This window comes from Hymenobacter nivis (assembly GCF_003149515.1).
In the GTDB taxonomy this organism is placed as follows: domain Bacteria; phylum Bacteroidota; class Bacteroidia; order Cytophagales; family Hymenobacteraceae; genus Hymenobacter; species Hymenobacter nivis.
This window is the reverse complement of sequence record NZ_CP029145.1, coordinates 1,840,426-1,855,158: the sequence shown is the minus strand read 5'-3', so window position 1 is coordinate 1,855,158 and position 14,733 is coordinate 1,840,426. Positions and strand designations below refer to the sequence as shown.

Genomic DNA, 14,733 nt, shown 5'->3' with positions numbered 1-14,733 from the left:
AATCTACTTAATCTGCGGTTCGAGACAAATTATTTCACCACTTCCACCCAGCCCTTGGTGCTGCTGCCGTCGGGTAGTTTGAAGAGGTAGTAGTACTTGCCGGGGGCCACGTCGGGGGCGTCGCCCCAGGTGTTCTGGTAGTTAGTGGTGGCGTACACCTCGCGGCCCCAGCGGTTGAAGATGGTGAGCGAGTTGCCGGGGTACAGGGCCACGTTGTCGATGACGAGGCGGTCGTTGCGGTTGTCGCCGTTAGGGGTGATGATGTTGTAGAACGCCAGCGGGTTAGCGAAGCTCACCAGGGCCTCGTTCGAGTTCGAGAGCAGGGGCGTGGTGTCAGTGCTAAAGGCCACCACGCGGAAGTTCTGGGCGAACCCTGCGCCGTCGCTGCTCGTGTCCAGGGCCCCATTGGAGAGGGTGTAGGCGAGCGTGGTGGCCGGCACGGTGGCCAGCAGCGCGGCGGGGGCCCCATCGAGGCGGCGGTACACGCGGTAGCCGCCCACGGCAAAGCCCACGTAGGGGTTCCAGCGCAGGGCCACGCTGCCCTGGCTGTAGCCGCCCGCGCCGGTTGTGGCGGTGGCTTGCAGGCGCACGGTTTGGGCCCCGGCGGTGGTCAGCACCGTACCGCAGCCGTTGGCGATGGAAAGCTGGTATTCGTAGGAATTGGCGCCCGCGTCCACCGCGTTGGCGTCGGTGTAGGTAGTGGCGGTGGGGGCCGCGGTGCCCACCACGGCGAAGGCGCCGGTACCCGCTACGCGGCGCAGCACCTGCACCTGGTTGGGCGTGTTGGTACCGTTGGGTACGCTGAACGTGAGGATAATGCGGGCGTTGCTGGCGGCGTCCACCGAGGCCGTGCTGAGGCTGATGGTGGGCTGGTCGAGCAGAATATTTAGGCTGGAAACTGCCGAGCCCGTGCAGCCAAAGGCCGACGTTTCCACCACGCTCAGCGAGCGGCTGGGGGCCCCCGAAGTGAAGAGCACCGTGACCAGGCCCGTGCCCTGCCCCCCGGTGATGGTGCCGCCCACCACCGCCCACTGGTAGGTAGCCGTGGCGCTGGCCCCCGCCACCGCGTAGGTGCCCATGAAGGCCTGCGACGGGTCACAAATAAAGGCCGGCCCGGTGATGGTGCGCTGGGGCGGCAGCGGGTTCACGGTAATAAGTACCGAGTCGCGCCCGGCGCAGCCCTGGGGCGAGGTGCCCGTCACCCGGAACTTTACCACGATGGGCCCCCCGGTGGTGTTGGCGGCGGTATATACGGGCTGGGCCGCGGTGGGGCTGCTCAGGCCGGCGGCCGGCGTCCAGGCGTAGGTGAAGCCGGCTTGGGCCGGGGCCCCCAGCGTCACGGTCTGGCCCGCGCACACACTGGTGGCCATGCCCGCGCGCACTACCGGCACGGGGCTGACGGTGACGGCCACGGTGCCAGTGGCCGCGCAGCCGGTGGCCAGCGTGGCCGTGATGGTGTAGGTAACGGTGAGGGCCCCGGCCGTAGCGTTGGCCAGCGTCACGGTGGGGTTGGCAATGGCCGGGTCGCTCAGGCCCGTGGCGGGGCTCCAGCGGTAGGTGACGCCCGCCACCGCCGGGGCCCCCAACTGCGCCGTGCCGCCCGAGCAAATGGCCACCGCCGCGCCCGGCACCACGGTGGGCAGCGGCAGCACAGTTACCGTTACCTGGGCCGTGCCGGCGCAACCGCTGGGGTTGGCCGCGCCGGTGATGGTGTAGGCGGTGGTTTGGGTGGGGGCCACCACGAAGGGCCCCGGGCCGGCCTGGGTGGTGCCGCCGCCGGTGAGGGTATAGGTGCTGCTGCCGCTCACGCTCAGCGTGGTAGACGCGCCCTGGCAGATGCTGAGCGGGCCCGCCACGGCCAGCACCGGGGCGGCCAAAATAGTCACCGGTAGGCTCACTGAGTCGGTGAGGCAGCCGTAGGCTGAGATGCCCCGGGCCACCAGCGTGCCCGTGCCGGCGCTGCCCCACAGCACCTGCACCGTGGGGCCCGTGGCGCTGCCCACCAGGACGCCGCCCGTAGCGCGCCAGCGGTAGGTGGCGGTGGCGCCGTTGGCGGTGTAGGCGTGCGCAGTTTGGGCGCACGCGGTGGCATCGCCGGCAATGGTCGTGGGGCCCGCGGCCCGCGTCACGGTGATGCGCAGCACGTCGGCCGCGGTTTTGCCGCCGCAGGCCACGTCGCGCACGGTCAGGGCTATGTCGTAGGGCGTGGCGCGGGCTTCGCCACAGGCCGAATTGTACACGAATGTGCCGGCTACGGTGCCGCGGCCGGTGGCCGTAGCCGTGCCCGTGAGGCTGCCCGGGGCCACCGTGCCCGCGCTGCCATTAAAGGTGGCATTGAAGCCGCCCGCGCCATCAAGCAAAGCGCTGTTGGCCGTGAGCACCAGGGGGTTGCCCGCCGGCTGGGTGGCCGTGACGGGGATGCTCAGCGCCTGGCCTTCCTCGATGGTGTAGGCGCGGGGCAGCGCCACCGCCGGGGCCAGCGCTGGGGCCAGCGTGCTCGGGCACTGCGCCACCACCAGCTGCAGGTCGCGCCGCGTGGTGCCAATCAGCACCTCCCGCCCGTTGATGGTGCGGTACTCGGCCACGTCCACGGCCACCACGTACTTGCCCTGGTTGGCGGCCCCGTAGCGGGCCACGCCGGTGCTGGCGTTCAGCAGCGCGAAGTTGCCGGCCCCGGTGCCAAACGGGTTGGCCAGCGAGTAGCCGGCGTAGTAGGCCACGGCCAGCGGCAGAGGCGGAAACACCGTGGGGAAGTTCTGCCTCGAACTGACAAACCGCCCATAGGGTGTGCCGAAGGAGTACACGAGCCGGTCGCCGTCGGCGTCCACGGCGTTGTTGAGGCTGATGGTCGTATCGTTCTGGCACACAATGGCCACGGCCGTGTCGGAAAACACTGGCGAGTGGTTGGGCAGCAGGGCCGGGGCCATGCTCGTGTACAGCGTCAGCGGCTGGTTGTTGCTGCCGGCGTTCAGGTTGGTCACGTCCACGTTGCGGTTACCCCGCGTGAACACGGCGTAGTAGCCGTCGAACGACACGGGCAGGTTCACCACGCCCACAAATTTCTGGAGCCGAAACGGCTGCTGGGGCCCCGTCACGGTGCAGCCCGTGGCGGTGGGCGGCAGCAGCACCCGCGAGAGCGAGGTGGAGGCGATGCTCATCAGCCCGGGGACACCCTGCGTCACGATGCGCGGGTAGTTGGTGGTGGTGAGCACAATCTGGGCCCCGGTGGTGCGGTTATAGATGCCCACGACGGCCTCGTTGTTGGGCGCTACGGCCCCCGGCAGCGAGTTGTTGTAAATGGTCACCGTCAGCTCGTAGCGGAACGGCGCCGCGGCGGGCCCGTTGGCGTCGAGGTAGCGGTAGCTCATCTCGCCGCCCAGTAAGTGGGTAGCGCGCGCCGGCCCGGCCAGGCCCAGCACCAGCAGCACCAGCAGGGCCCCCAGGCTGCAAAATTGCCGCAGTAAAGTTGTCAGCATATCAAAAAGTAGAAGCGTGCAGAAAAAAAGGAGCGGGCCAGCAGGGCCCCGGGTCGCGCCAGCGTAAAAAAAGCAGGTGTCATTGCTGGTTATTAATGCGCTGCGGAGGCCGTCTTGCAGAGCGCAGCGAAGCATCTTTACTGCGTACTAAGTAATTAAGTACCCGTTGGTAAATAGCTTATGTTAAAACAGATGGCCATGCTGAGTTTGTTCAAATATATATGCTGACTAACTAACTATAAATGTTGTAGTTATACCCGAATAAGAGATGCTTCGACTGCGCTCAGCATGACGTTCACTACATCAAACTAATTAGCAACGGGTACTTACTTAATCCAATCAATTGGGTTTACTGCCGTAATAAAGATGCTTCGTTACGCTCTGCATGACGGCCTTCTCGGCGCACTAAATTACTGATAACCAGCAACTGACAACTACACCTACTCGCGTACCACGCGGCGCACGGCCACCTGGCCCTGAGGGTCGCGCAGGCGCAGCAGGTATACGCCGGCGGCCAGGGGCCCCAGGTCGAGGGCCGCGTCGGTGCCCGGGGCCAGGCGCACGGCGGTGGTCAGCAGGGTGGCACCCAGCAGGTTCTGTATTTCTACGGCGTAGGGCCCGGGGGCCCCGGCGCCGGCCAGGTGCAGGCGCAGGCGGCCGTCGGCGGTGGGGTTGGGCGCCACCGTGAGGCCGGGCAGGGCCGCCGTGGCCGCCGTAGCTGTGGGGGTAGCCGGCTGGATGAGCAGGGTGTAGTCCTCCACTTCGCCGTTGGCGAGGTCAACGGCGCAGGGGTCGGCCGCTCGGGTGGTCTGGTCGGTTTCCACGCGCAGGCGGGTGCGCCCCGGGCGGGCGGTGGCGGGCAGCGCGAAGGTGCCCGTGCAGGTGTTGCTGCTCACAGTAGTGCTGAACAGCAGCTCATTGTCCGCAAATACCCCGTCCTGGTTGAAGTCGGCCCAGGCCACCGTGCGGTGCGTGGCGCTGCTGCTGACGCCCACCGTGAGGGTAGCCGTGGTGCCCGCGGCCAGCGTAATCGTTTTGGCCACGTAGCTGCCGTAGCCGCCGGGCTCCAGCCCGCTGGCGTTGCTGAAGCCGCCCGGTGCGGCGCTCACGCTGGTAATCCAGAGGGGGCTGCTGACGCCCGCTCCGAAGCCCGTGCCGTTCGAGGCGCAGTAGTTCAGGCAGGGCACGCTAATAACGAAGCCCGCCCGCGAGGTGCTGCTCGCGCCGTTGGCGTTGGTAACAGTAAGGGCCACCGCGTAGGTGCCGGCGGCAAACTGGTGGGCTGGGTTTTGCAGGGCGCTGGTGGTGCCGTCGCCAAAATTCCAGCTCCAGGCCGTGGGCGCGTTGGTGGTCTGGTCGGTGAACTGCACGGGGTTCACGCAGCCCCCACTCACGTAGGTCGAGGTGAAGGCGGCCACCGGTGGGTTGGGATTGGCCGCCAGCACCACGGCGTAGTCTTCCACTTGGCCGTTGGTGGGGCCCTTGCAGGGCTGCGGGTCGCTGCCGGCGTAGTCCGCCACGAGGCGCAGGCGCAGCGGCTGGCCCAGCGGCGCCGTAGCGGGCAGCTTCAGCGAAAACGTGGGGCTGGCAGTATTCAGGGCCTGGCCCACCAGCTCGGAGGCGGCAAAGGCGCCGTCGTTGTTCAGGTCGAGGTATACGCGGGTGTCGTGGGGCAGGGTGCCGCCGGTCGTCACTTGCAGCGGGTAGGCCACGCCCACTACCAGGGCCGCCCGCTGGGCGCAGCTAAAGTCCTGGTAGCCCGCGCTGCCGTCGGCCGAGGCGTTGTCGATGGTGCTCAGGCGCACGCGCACCACGCCGTAGTTGCAGCAGTAGGCGGCGGTGGCCGGCGCGCAGGTAGCGGCGGCGGGCGCGGTGCTGTTGTAGGTAATGGTGGTGGCCGCGCTGGTGGCGCTGCCGTTGCCGTTGGTGGCCACGAGCCGCACCTGGTAGGCGCCGGCGGCGGCGTAGCAGTGGCTGGGGTTTTGGGCAGTACTGGCGGTGCCGTCGCCGAAGCTCCACAGCCACGACGTAGGCAGGTTCTGGCTGGCGTCGCTGAACTGCACGCAGCCCGAGCAGGTGGTGGCGCCGTTGGTGGTGAAGGCCGCTACCGGAGGCCCGGTGCTGGCGGCCAGCGTCACGGCGTAGTCCTCGTCCTGCGAGAACTGGGGCGTGGAGCACGGCGTGGGCACGGGGCTGTTGGTGTAGTCGGCGGCGATGCGCAGGCGCAGCGGCACCCCGGTGCGGGCCGTGGCGGGCGCGGCAAAGGTGGCGGTGTGCAGGCCCCCCGCGGTGGCCGTGCCCGTGCCCAGGGTGGCGGCCATGATGACCTCCGTCACGGGGTCGAACGCGCCATCGTTGTTGTAGTCAATCCAGGCCAGCACCGTTTCGTTGTTGTTGAGGCTGGTGCGCACCGTGAGGGTGTAGTTCTGGCCCACCGAGAGGGCGGTGACCGTAGTGGTGGCGGGTGCGCGGCAGCTGTAGTCCTGGTAGCCGTCGGCCTGCCCCAGGGTGGTGTTGTTGATGCTGCTCAGCGCCACGTTGAGGATGCCCATGTTGAAGGCCGTGACCGTGGCGGCCGCCGCGCTGGCCCGGCCCGGGGTGCAGGTGGCCGCCGCCGGGCAGGTTTGGGCGCGGGCTGCCGGGGCCCCCAGTGCCACCAGTATGGCGGCCGCAAGCAGTGATTTCCAAAGGCGTACACCGTGGCGCATAAGCAAAAAGCAAGGGGTAGATTTTTTCCGTGGTTAAATGTAGCCCACGAAACTGAGGCCCCCGCCCGGGAGTTGGCCAGTGGGCATTTTTCGTCGCTGGTGTCCCCAGTTGCGCGGGCTTGGGGCCCGTGCGGCGCGGGCACGCAGCCGTAGTTTTGGGCTTTCGTTTCCAGCGTTTATTATGTCCCAAAAAACTGTGCTCATCACCGGGGGTACGTCTGGCATCGGCCGGGCCTGCGCCCTGGCCTTTGGCCGCGCCGGGTACGCCGTGGCCGTGACCGGCCGCGACGCGGCCCGCCTCGCCGACACCGCCGGGGCCCTGGCCGCCGCCGGCGTGGCCCACCTCACCGTGCAGGCCGACGTGGGCGATGCCGCCGCCGCCACCCGCGCCGTGGCTGCCACCGTGGCCCGCTTCGGGGGCCTCGACGTGCTCATCAACAACGCCGGCCTGAGCATGCGCGCCAAGTTTGCCGACGTGGACGTGCGGGTGCTGGAGCAGCTCATGCAAACCAACTTTTTCGGCACCGTGTACACCACCAAGGCCGCCCTGCCGCACCTGCTGGCTAGTAAGGGCACCGTGGTGGGCATCAGCAGCATCGCGGGCTTCCGGGGGCTGCCGGGGCGCACGGGCTACTCGGCCTCCAAGTTTGCCATGAACGGTTTCCTCGAAGCCCTGCGCACCGAGCTATTGCCCGCGGGCGTGAACGTGCTCACGGCCGCGCCGGGCTTCACCGCCTCCAACATCCGCCACGCCGCACTGGTGGCCAACGGCCAAACCCAGAACGATACCCCCCGCGACGAAGGCCGGATGATGACCAGTGAGGCCGTGGCCGCCCACGTGCTGCGGGCCGTGGCGCAGCGCCGCCGCACCCTCGTGCTAACGGGCCAGGGCAAGCTCACGGTTTTTCTGAACAAGTGGCTTCCCGGCCTGATGGACAAGCTGGTACTGGCCAACTTCCGCAAGGAAGAAGGCGATTTCTAGGGGCCCCAGGGCAGCAGTTGCCCCAACCTTAATACGCCTGCGCCTGGCTAGGATTTTGCCGGTTCTTTGCGCCTACCAGGGCGCGGAGAACCAGTTTTACCACCCGTTTTATTTCGCAGGAAGCAACTGTCGTCCTCATCGTAAAGTGAAATACAAAAACGCAGTTAGGATGCGGGCGCAAACTCAGCGCGCACGCCAAGGGCAAGTTCGGTAAGTGCAACTAAAACTTAACCCTACTGCTCTGCCAAAGGCCGGGGGCTGTACCGCCACCATTGGCACCAACGCCCCATTCTTGGCCTGCTCGCCCAAGGCCTGTGGGAATACATGCAGTAATAATTTCTCGGCCAGAAAAGCCAGGCCGGGGCCTTTGGGGCCCCGGCCGTTTTGCGCTTCGTGCGGCGGCGCTACTCGATAACGAAGGTGTCGTCGGCGCGCACGTAGGCCACGCGGTTCTGCCAGCGCACGCGCAGCCAGATGTCTTCGCGGCCCAGTACCAGCAGGCGGTCGCCGGCCGCCGCGGTGCTCAGCCAGGCCGCGCCCGCGCCCGGCCCGGCCATGAGCACGGCGCCCTGCCGGGCCACCAGGCCCACCGGCGTAGGGGCCAGGGCCAGCAGATAAGTTCCCGCCATCCCCAAATAGCCCGCGTAGCCGAGCCAGGCGCCTGGGCGGGTGCGCCGCCAGCGCCACCCCAGCCCCACGGCCCCCAGCACAGCCCCCGCCAGCAGTAGCTCTAAGCCGGGATAGTAGTAGCGCTGGGCACGCACGCGCAGCTCCTGTTGCCAGGTGGTGGGGTAGCCCACCAAGCGGTGCCGGGCGGCCAGCATGGCCTGCTGCCGCCAGGTATCGAGGCGGGGCTGCCGGGCCTGCGCCAAACCCAGGTACAGCAGGGCGGCCGGGTAGTGGCCCAGCTGCTGCTGGGCGTAGGCCAGTTGCAGTAGTGCCCGCGCCGAGGCCCGACGCTGGCCCCACACCTGCCGCCGCAGCAAGGCCGTGGCCGCCGCGTACTGGTGCGCCGCCAGTAACGAATCGACCCGGGGCAGGGCCCCGGCAGTGGCCGCCGGGGCCGCTGATAAATTTTTTCCCGGATCAGCGTTGGCACCCAATCCCCAGAAAGGCAGTGCCATAAACCCTAGCAATAGGGCCCCTGCGAAGTACCAAGGCACTTTTTTTTGCGTTGGAGTTGCGCAGCCAAAAAGCTTGCCGTACTTTTGTGCCCACAAAGAAGGTAACGCCTTTCTTGTTTCCCCCAAAATGATTCTGTAGCTCAGCTGGTAGAGCAGTACACTTTTAATGTACGGGTCCTGGGTTCGAATCCCAGCGGGATCACTAAAAGCCCCTTTCGGTAACGTCAGGGGCTTTTTTGTTTCCCAATAGGTCGGTGCGCTGGAGCCAGGAAAAAAAGTCGGCGGGTTAATAATTGTCATCTGGAAGCGGGTTTGGGCGGGCGCCACGGCGCAGGCGGCAGGGCGAGGGCCCTCTGGCGAATGCGCTGGAAGCCCGCGCGGGCGCGGCGGGCGCAATTGCCGTGCAAAGAAAGTGGGGTTTTGCCCGGGGGCCGGTGTGGCCAAGGCCAACCGCTGGCGTTAGCCCCCAAGCAGTGAATTACTGGTAGTGCCCATGGGCAGCGGCGATGCGCGCCTCCGGGTTAAATCGTACTTTAGTTAAGCGTTATTTTCTTTGGTGTATTATATTTTTGTTTACATTTGAGCAGACACATACGATTGCATTGTGTGGTGTTAGATACATCCTGTTTTTTCTTGCTCAAAGTCACTCTTATGAAAAAGTTCACGCTGGCGCATCTGATGTTGGTTCTAGGAATGGGCATTTTAGCTGTCAATTTGGTCTTTAACCACTTTTTTGATGTGCCGATTGCTGTAAACTATTTCTTTCGCGGTGGTGCCTTGGTTACGATGTCTTTTGGATTTTTAAGTTTTCGTCTGGTTGCCGTTGAGTAACGCGTATGGAATAGATTACATTAGATAAATTATATATTTAAAATTATTTTGCTATCCTTTGCTGTGCTAATAGCACTCGGGGGCAGGTATGGGTACGGTACTGGCCGGCCCAGGCAGGCTGGGCTGGGCTGGGCGCGGCGCGGCAACTAGAAAGGAGTTGGGGTTTTGGGCCTGCGTAGCAGGCCCAACAGAGCAGTGGGGCTAGCGTTTCCGAACGCGGGTGCGTTGCCAGTCTACGGTGGCGGCGCGCAGCACTATGGGGTGGGCGGCCGGGCCGTGCGGGCTCCTGCCGTAGCGGCGCAGGGCGGCCGGTACTACTTGTTTTTTGGGGCCAACGATATTCAGAACGATCAGCAGCGCGGCGGCATCGGGGTGGCCGTGGCCGACAACCCGGCCTGCCCGTTCAGGGATTACCTCGGCCACCCGCTGGTGGACAAGTTCTACAACGGGGCCCAGCCCATCGACTAGTGGTCTGACAACTTAGTTTCGTCAGTTTTTTTGGTTAATTCAGCGTATCTGTTTTTCAACTTATCGCGGGCCTTTTTGGTGGTGAAGGACCAATTGACTTTGGTGGCGGCGGCGTTGCGCTTGGCTTGCCAGGCCAATGCCTCTTGTTCGAGTCGTTGCTGGGTGGCGATACGCTGGTCCAGGCACTGGCGGGAGAGGGCGGCAAATTCGATTTCCGCCATGTTGAGCCAGGAGCCGTGCTTGGGCGTGTAGTGGAATTCGAGGGTGTGGCGCAGGTAGCGGGCCGTCTCGAGGGGTAGGTGTTCGTAAAAGGCCCCGTAGGTGTGGGTGCTGTAATTGTCTTGCACGAGCTGGATTTTGGCCGCCTCGGGGTAGTGGGTTTGCACGAGCCAGTCCATAAAACGGGCGTAATCGCCCTTATTTTTGGTCGTCGTCACCTGTAAGTGGCGCTGACCTGTGTCGATGTTATAAGCCAGCAGCACGTTGCAGACGCCTTTTCGCACGTACTCCTGGTGTTCTTTTTGGGTCGCGTTGGGCTTGGGCGGCAGCGGCGTAAGCACGTGGTCGAGCAGTTGGCAGGGCCGCTCGTCGAAACACAGGCGCACCACGCCCGCTGCGGCCGGGGCGCTGTAGACGTCGAGCACGTCCTCCAGATTGGCCAGGTATTCGCCCGTGATGGTGCCAATGCACCACATTTCTTTTAGCCAGGGCTTGAGGTGGCTTTTTTTAACACCTGGCGAATCGTTTCCTTGGAAACGGCCGGTCCGTAGTCGAGCGAGACGAGGGTTTCGTTGAGCAGCGAGAGCGTCCAACGGGCCGCGCCGGTCGGCAATTCACTGCACGCCAGACTGGTGATACGCGCTTCCAGGGCGGGCGTCACCTTCGGCGGTTGCCCGCTGCGCGGGCGCTCTTCCAGCGCCTGGGCCAGCCCGCCGGCCAGGTAGCGGCCCTTGAGGCGGTAGTATTGGGTGGTGGAAATGCCCCCTTCGGCCTGCACGGCGGCCGCACTTTTGCCGCTGCTCATGGCCAGCAGGGCCCGGGCGCGCGCGATTTTGCGGCTCTTGTGGGTGCCTTTTTTGACAATCGCCTGCAATTTGGCGGCATCGGCAGGCGGTAGATTGACGGGTTTGGCGAGGTGGGGCATTAGCGAAAAACGGATGGTGTCCACTCGTTACTGTTACAAACGGAATTAAGTTGTCAGACCACTAGTTCGTGCTTAAGGACGCTGACGGTAAGCACTACCTCATGTACGGCGGCTGGGCGCACTGCAATATCGCGCAGTTGAAAGAGGACTTTACCGGCTTCGTGCCCTTCACCGACGGCACTACATTCAAGTCCATCACGCCCCTAGGCTACGTGGAGGGCCCCGTGATGTTCCGCCGCCAGGGCAAGTACTACTTCATGTGGAGCGAAGGCGACTGGACGGGCTCCGGCTACTCGGTGGCCTACGCTGTGGGCGACGCGCCGTTCGGGCCGTTTCGGCGGGTGGGCAAGGTGCTGCAGTAAGACCCTCAGGTGGGCACTGGCGCTGGCCACCACGCCGTCATCCAAGTGCCGGGTACCGACCGCTGGTACATCGCCTACCACTGCCATCCGCTCGGCGACGCCGAAGGTAACCACCGCGAGGTGTGCCTCGACGAAATGCATTTCGATAAAAATAGCCGTATTTTGCCCATTAAAATGACGAACCAGGGCGTGGCCACGCAGCCGCTAAAATAATGACCAACAGCTTAATGACGCGCCATTACCTAGCCGCCTGGCTGCTGGCCGCACCGCTGGCCCTGGCCGGTTGCCGGGCCGGCCTAGGGCCCCAGGCGGGGGCCCCGCGCCGCTTCCCGCACCTCGTGGCGGTGGTCGACAAAAAGGCCACGTACCAAACCAAGGCGCTGTTCTACAACTTGCTGCACCCCAGCGGGCCGGGTATTTTGGTGGGCCAGCAGGACGCCACGCAATACGGCGTGGGCTGGCACGACGAGCCCGGCCGCAGCGACATCAAAAGCGTGTGCGGCTCGAACCCCGCCGTGTACGGCTGGGACGTGGCCGAGGTGGTGAACGCCGCCCGCCAGGGTCGCACCGTGGCCACTGACACCACGCTGCGCCGCCACCGCCAACTGGTGCTCGACGCCTACCAGCGCGGGGGCCTCAACACCTTCTGCTGGCACATGGACAACTTCGTGACCGGCAAGAACTTCTACGACACCACGGCCGTGGTGGCGGCCATTTTACCGGGCGGGGCCCAGCACGCGGCCTACCTGCGGGCCTTGGACGTGGCAGCCGACTACTTCCGGGGTCTAAAGGCGCCGGACGGCACGGCCGTGCCCGTCATCTTCCGGCCGTTTCACGAGCACACGGGCTCGTGGTTTTGGTGGGGCAAGCGCCACTGCACCCGGGCCGAGTTTGTGCAGCTCTGGCGCTTCACGGTGAAGTACTTGCGCGACGAAAAGCAGGTGCACAACCTGCTCTTCGCCTACTCGCCCGACCGCGTGCCCAACATGGCCGAATACTTCGAGCGCTACCCCGGCGACGCCTACGTGGACGTGCTGGGTTTCGACGACTATGGCGATTTTAACGCCGTGGCCGCGCCCAACAAGGGCGTCGCGACGCTGGCTGCCATCGTGGGCGAGGCGCACAAGCGCCGCAAAATCCCCGCCCTTACCGAAGCCGGCCTGGAAAAGCTGACAACCCCCAACTGGTTCGACGAGAATTTATTGGGCCAAATAAAAGCCGATCCGCAGGCCCGCCAAATCGCCTACCTCATGGTGTGGCGCAACGCTCACACCGGCCATTTCTACGCGCCATACCCCGGCCACGCCAGCGTACCTGGCTTTTTGCGTTTCTACCAAGATCCGCTCACCGTATTCGAAGCCGACCACCCGCGGCTGTATACCGTGCCGTAGCCGCGCCGGCAGCTTTACACGAAAAGGGGCCCCGGCTGCGCTTGCAGCCGGGGCCCCTTTTCGTGTAAAGCTGCCGGGTACTTACTTGGTGATCAGTACGCGCTGGCTGAGGGCGGGCTGGTTGGCGGGGCGCACCACCAGCTGGTACACGCCGGGGGCCACGCCGGTCAGTGGCACCTGGAACTGGTTATCGCCGGCGGCCAGGCGCGGGTTCAGCGTGGCCACGCGCTGGCCCAGGGCGTTCACTAGCTCCACCATTACCAGCTGGGCGGTGGCCAGGCGCAGGCGGGCGTTGAGGGTGTAGCCGCTGGCCGGGTTGGGAAAAGCGGTGAGGCCGGCCGCCGCGGCTGCCGCGCCGCTGCGGGCCGCCAGGGTCCCTTGGGCTGCCCAATCGGCTAGTTTGTCCTTAGTAATGATGTCGTTGTCGTTGTACAAACTGGTGAGGAACGCCACCGGCTGGGAGCGGATGTAGCTGCCTTGCCAGGCGCAAAACCACGACCACCACGTGGCGTAGCCCCGAGCCTGGTCGGGGTTCACCAGGCTTTCGCTCTCGGTGAGGGCGACTAGTTTGTTGGGGGCCATGGCCCGCATCGCGGCCCAGTTGCCCGAGATGTTCACGTTGGGGTTGGGCGTCGGGGTGGACTGGTAAATGTCGTCGCCGGCCACGTCCACGTAGGCGTCGCCCGGGTACCAGTTCGGGTCGGGCATGGCGTTGGCCGAGTACACCCACACCAAGTTGTGCAGCTGGTGGCGCACCGTCAGGCGGGTGTAGAGCAGTTGCCAGAGCTTCTTAAAATTATCGGCTCCCTGGTTTCCCCACCAGAAAAACGTGCCAGGGGTTTCGTGCAGGGGCCGCCACAGCACGGGAATGCCCGCTGCTTGGAACTTCTTGAGCTGCGCGGCAATCAGGTCGATGTCGTTCAGCAGCAGGTGGTACCTGGTGCCGGAAGTATCGGCCAGCGCGGCCGCGAAGTTGAAGGTGGTGTTGACGGTATAAAAAGCGCCGCTCGGGTCGTTGGGGTTTACCAAGTCGGTGGGGGCCCGCCAGTGCCAGATCAGGCTGGTGATGCCGCGGCCGTTGCCGCTACGGCTCCAGCCCAGGTAGCGCTCAGTGGTGCCGCTGGGCGTGCCGTAGGCGGCTACCGCCGAGGTCGAGTAGTCGAACAAATCCATGCTCACGATGGCGGGCTCTTTGCCGGTGGTGGCCAGCACGTATTTGACTTCGGAGTTGGTATTGCCGTATTGGTCATCTTGCTGGCCCGACAAGATTTTGGTGCCGTACAAATCGACGAGGTAGCCGTGTAGTGCCTTGGCCGTGGGCGTGGCCAGCGGATCGGACAGCTGCTTAGCCGGCTTGGGCGGCGGGGCCACCGAGGTGGCCGTCAGCTGCACGTAGTCGATGCCATAGTAGCCGTAGTTGCCGCCGATTGTGACGGTGTTCAGGCCCCGCGGTAGCAGCACGGTGCCGGCATCGCTGACGGCAAAAGCGGGCCCGGTGGTGGTGCCGGCAAACGATACGGTCGATTTGGACCCATTCACGTCCAGGTTGGCCACCTTCAAGCCGTAGGGCGACGTGTAGCCCACCGACAGCTTGTAGAGGCCGGCCGTGGGGTTGTTGAAGGTGATGGCTACGTTTTTGGCGTCGCTGTTGTCGAAGCCCGTGACGAAGCCCGTGCCGGAAAAGCCCGTGGGCGAGGTGGCCACCGTCACGCCGGTCAGCACGCCGGCTTCGGCCTCGGCGCGGCCGTTGGTGAGGGGTACTATCGTAGTTTGGGCCGTGCTGGCCGCGGGGGCCAGCACGGCCCCGGCCAAGGCCAGGCCGCGCCCCCAGCGGCCCAGCAAGTCGAGTAAAGAATGAAAAGACATAAAAAATGAGCGAAAAAGTGCAAAGAACGTGGGAAGTAAAACGCTAAAAAGCAGGGGTTTCGCCGGCCGCAGTCAGGGGCTTTGGAAATCCTTTGCTCTATTTATAAAAGTACCTGAATCAACTACTTGGCTTTAATACTAATCTAGCAATTACTTGCCCGTAGTCCGCTGCTGCTACCGCTGGCGGCGTTTGGGGGGCGCGCCGGGTAGTGGCGGGCCGGAACCGTCATCAACGCAGCGGCCGGCCACCCCGACGGGGTGCCTGCCCCGGGCGGTGGCGGGCCGACCCCGGGCCTTACTGCCCGGGGCCTTACCTTCGGGCCGCCTGGGGCGCTGGCCGCGCCGGGTAGTCCGCTCATGCCCGCATTCCTGCTCTTTTCC

General features: G+C 65.2%; 11 protein-coding genes, 1 tRNA gene and 1 pseudogene. 7 read left to right on the top strand and 6 right to left on the bottom strand.

Translation table 11 applies throughout. The annotated features are described in order from the left end of the window. Positions 1-29 precede the first annotated feature (29 nt). Positions 30-3,476: a T9SS type B sorting domain-containing protein gene (locus tag DDQ68_RS08055; RefSeq protein WP_109655834.1), complete on the bottom strand. Its 3,447-nt coding sequence runs from the start codon at positions 3,474-3,476 to the stop codon at positions 30-32. A 440-nt stretch (positions 3,477-3,916) separates the two neighbouring features. Beyond that, the gene (locus tag DDQ68_RS08050) at positions 3,917-6,184 is read right to left on the bottom strand and encodes a GEVED domain-containing protein (RefSeq protein ID WP_109655833.1); all 2,268 of its coding nucleotides are present in this window, start codon (positions 6,182-6,184) and stop codon (positions 3,917-3,919) included. Positions 6,185-6,365: 181 nt separating this feature from the next. On the opposite strand from DDQ68_RS08050, the gene DDQ68_RS08045 reads away from it, so the two are divergent. Continuing rightward, the gene (locus DDQ68_RS08045) at positions 6,366-7,166 is read left to right on the top strand and encodes an SDR family oxidoreductase (protein WP_109655832.1); all 801 of its coding nucleotides are present in this window, start codon (positions 6,366-6,368) and stop codon (positions 7,164-7,166) included. A 404-nt stretch (positions 7,167-7,570) separates the two neighbouring features. Here DDQ68_RS08045 and DDQ68_RS08040 read toward each other — a convergent pair whose 3' ends face one another. Beyond that, entirely contained in the window at positions 7,571-8,290 is a 720-nt protein-coding gene (locus DDQ68_RS08040; protein ID WP_162549936.1) for a hypothetical protein, read from the bottom strand. A 129-nt stretch (positions 8,291-8,419) separates the two neighbouring features. On the opposite strand from DDQ68_RS08040, the gene DDQ68_RS08035 reads away from it, so the two are divergent. From DDQ68_RS08035 to DDQ68_RS08025, 3 genes and pseudogenes are all read left to right on the top strand, one after another. Continuing rightward, positions 8,420-8,492, top strand: a tRNA-Lys gene (locus DDQ68_RS08035). A gap of 449 nt (positions 8,493-8,941) precedes the next feature. Next, entirely contained in the window at positions 8,942-9,121 is a 180-nt protein-coding gene (locus DDQ68_RS08030) for a hypothetical protein (RefSeq protein WP_109655830.1), read from the top strand. 270 nt (positions 9,122-9,391) lie between these two features. After that, positions 9,392-9,586: pseudogene (locus tag DDQ68_RS08025) on the top strand (arabinan endo-1,5-alpha-L-arabinosidase); the annotation flags it as partial. Here DDQ68_RS08025 and DDQ68_RS08020 read toward each other — a convergent pair. Both DDQ68_RS08020 and DDQ68_RS08015 read right to left on the bottom strand, forming a co-directional pair. Continuing rightward, complete coding sequence (locus DDQ68_RS08020) at positions 9,586-10,284, bottom strand: IS630 family transposase (protein ID WP_109655829.1); 699 nt, start codon at positions 10,282-10,284, stop codon at positions 9,586-9,588. The pseudogene DDQ68_RS08025 and the gene DDQ68_RS08020 sit on opposite strands and share 1 nt — an antisense overlap. A gap of 5 nt (positions 10,285-10,289) precedes the next feature. Then, complete coding sequence (locus tag DDQ68_RS08015; protein WP_162549935.1) at positions 10,290-10,733, bottom strand: helix-turn-helix domain-containing protein; 444 nt, start codon at positions 10,731-10,733, stop codon at positions 10,290-10,292. 68 nt (positions 10,734-10,801) lie between these two features. Here DDQ68_RS08015 and DDQ68_RS24405 point away from each other — a divergent pair, with 68 nt between their 5' ends. From DDQ68_RS24405 to DDQ68_RS08005, 3 genes are read left to right on the top strand one after another with little or no spacing between them, the layout of a single operon-like run. Then, positions 10,802-11,095, top strand: coding sequence for a family 43 glycosylhydrolase (locus DDQ68_RS24405; RefSeq protein WP_342767444.1), 294 nt, complete (start codon positions 10,802-10,804; stop codon positions 11,093-11,095). Between the two features lie 9 nt (positions 11,096-11,104). Continuing rightward, entirely contained in the window at positions 11,105-11,308 is a 204-nt protein-coding gene (locus DDQ68_RS24400) for a hypothetical protein (protein ID WP_342767443.1), read from the top strand. After that, positions 11,308-12,486, top strand: coding sequence for a glycoside hydrolase family 26 protein (locus DDQ68_RS08005; RefSeq protein ID WP_109655827.1), 1,179 nt, complete (start codon positions 11,308-11,310; stop codon positions 12,484-12,486). The genes DDQ68_RS24400 and DDQ68_RS08005 overlap by 1 nt, the downstream gene beginning before the upstream one ends. An 81-nt stretch (positions 12,487-12,567) precedes the next feature. Here the strand turns inward: DDQ68_RS08005 and DDQ68_RS08000 are convergent, their stop codons facing one another. Beyond that, positions 12,568-14,352, bottom strand: coding sequence for a glycosyl hydrolase (locus tag DDQ68_RS08000; protein WP_109655826.1), 1,785 nt, complete (start codon positions 14,350-14,352; stop codon positions 12,568-12,570). Between the last annotated feature and the right edge of the window lie 381 nt (positions 14,353-14,733).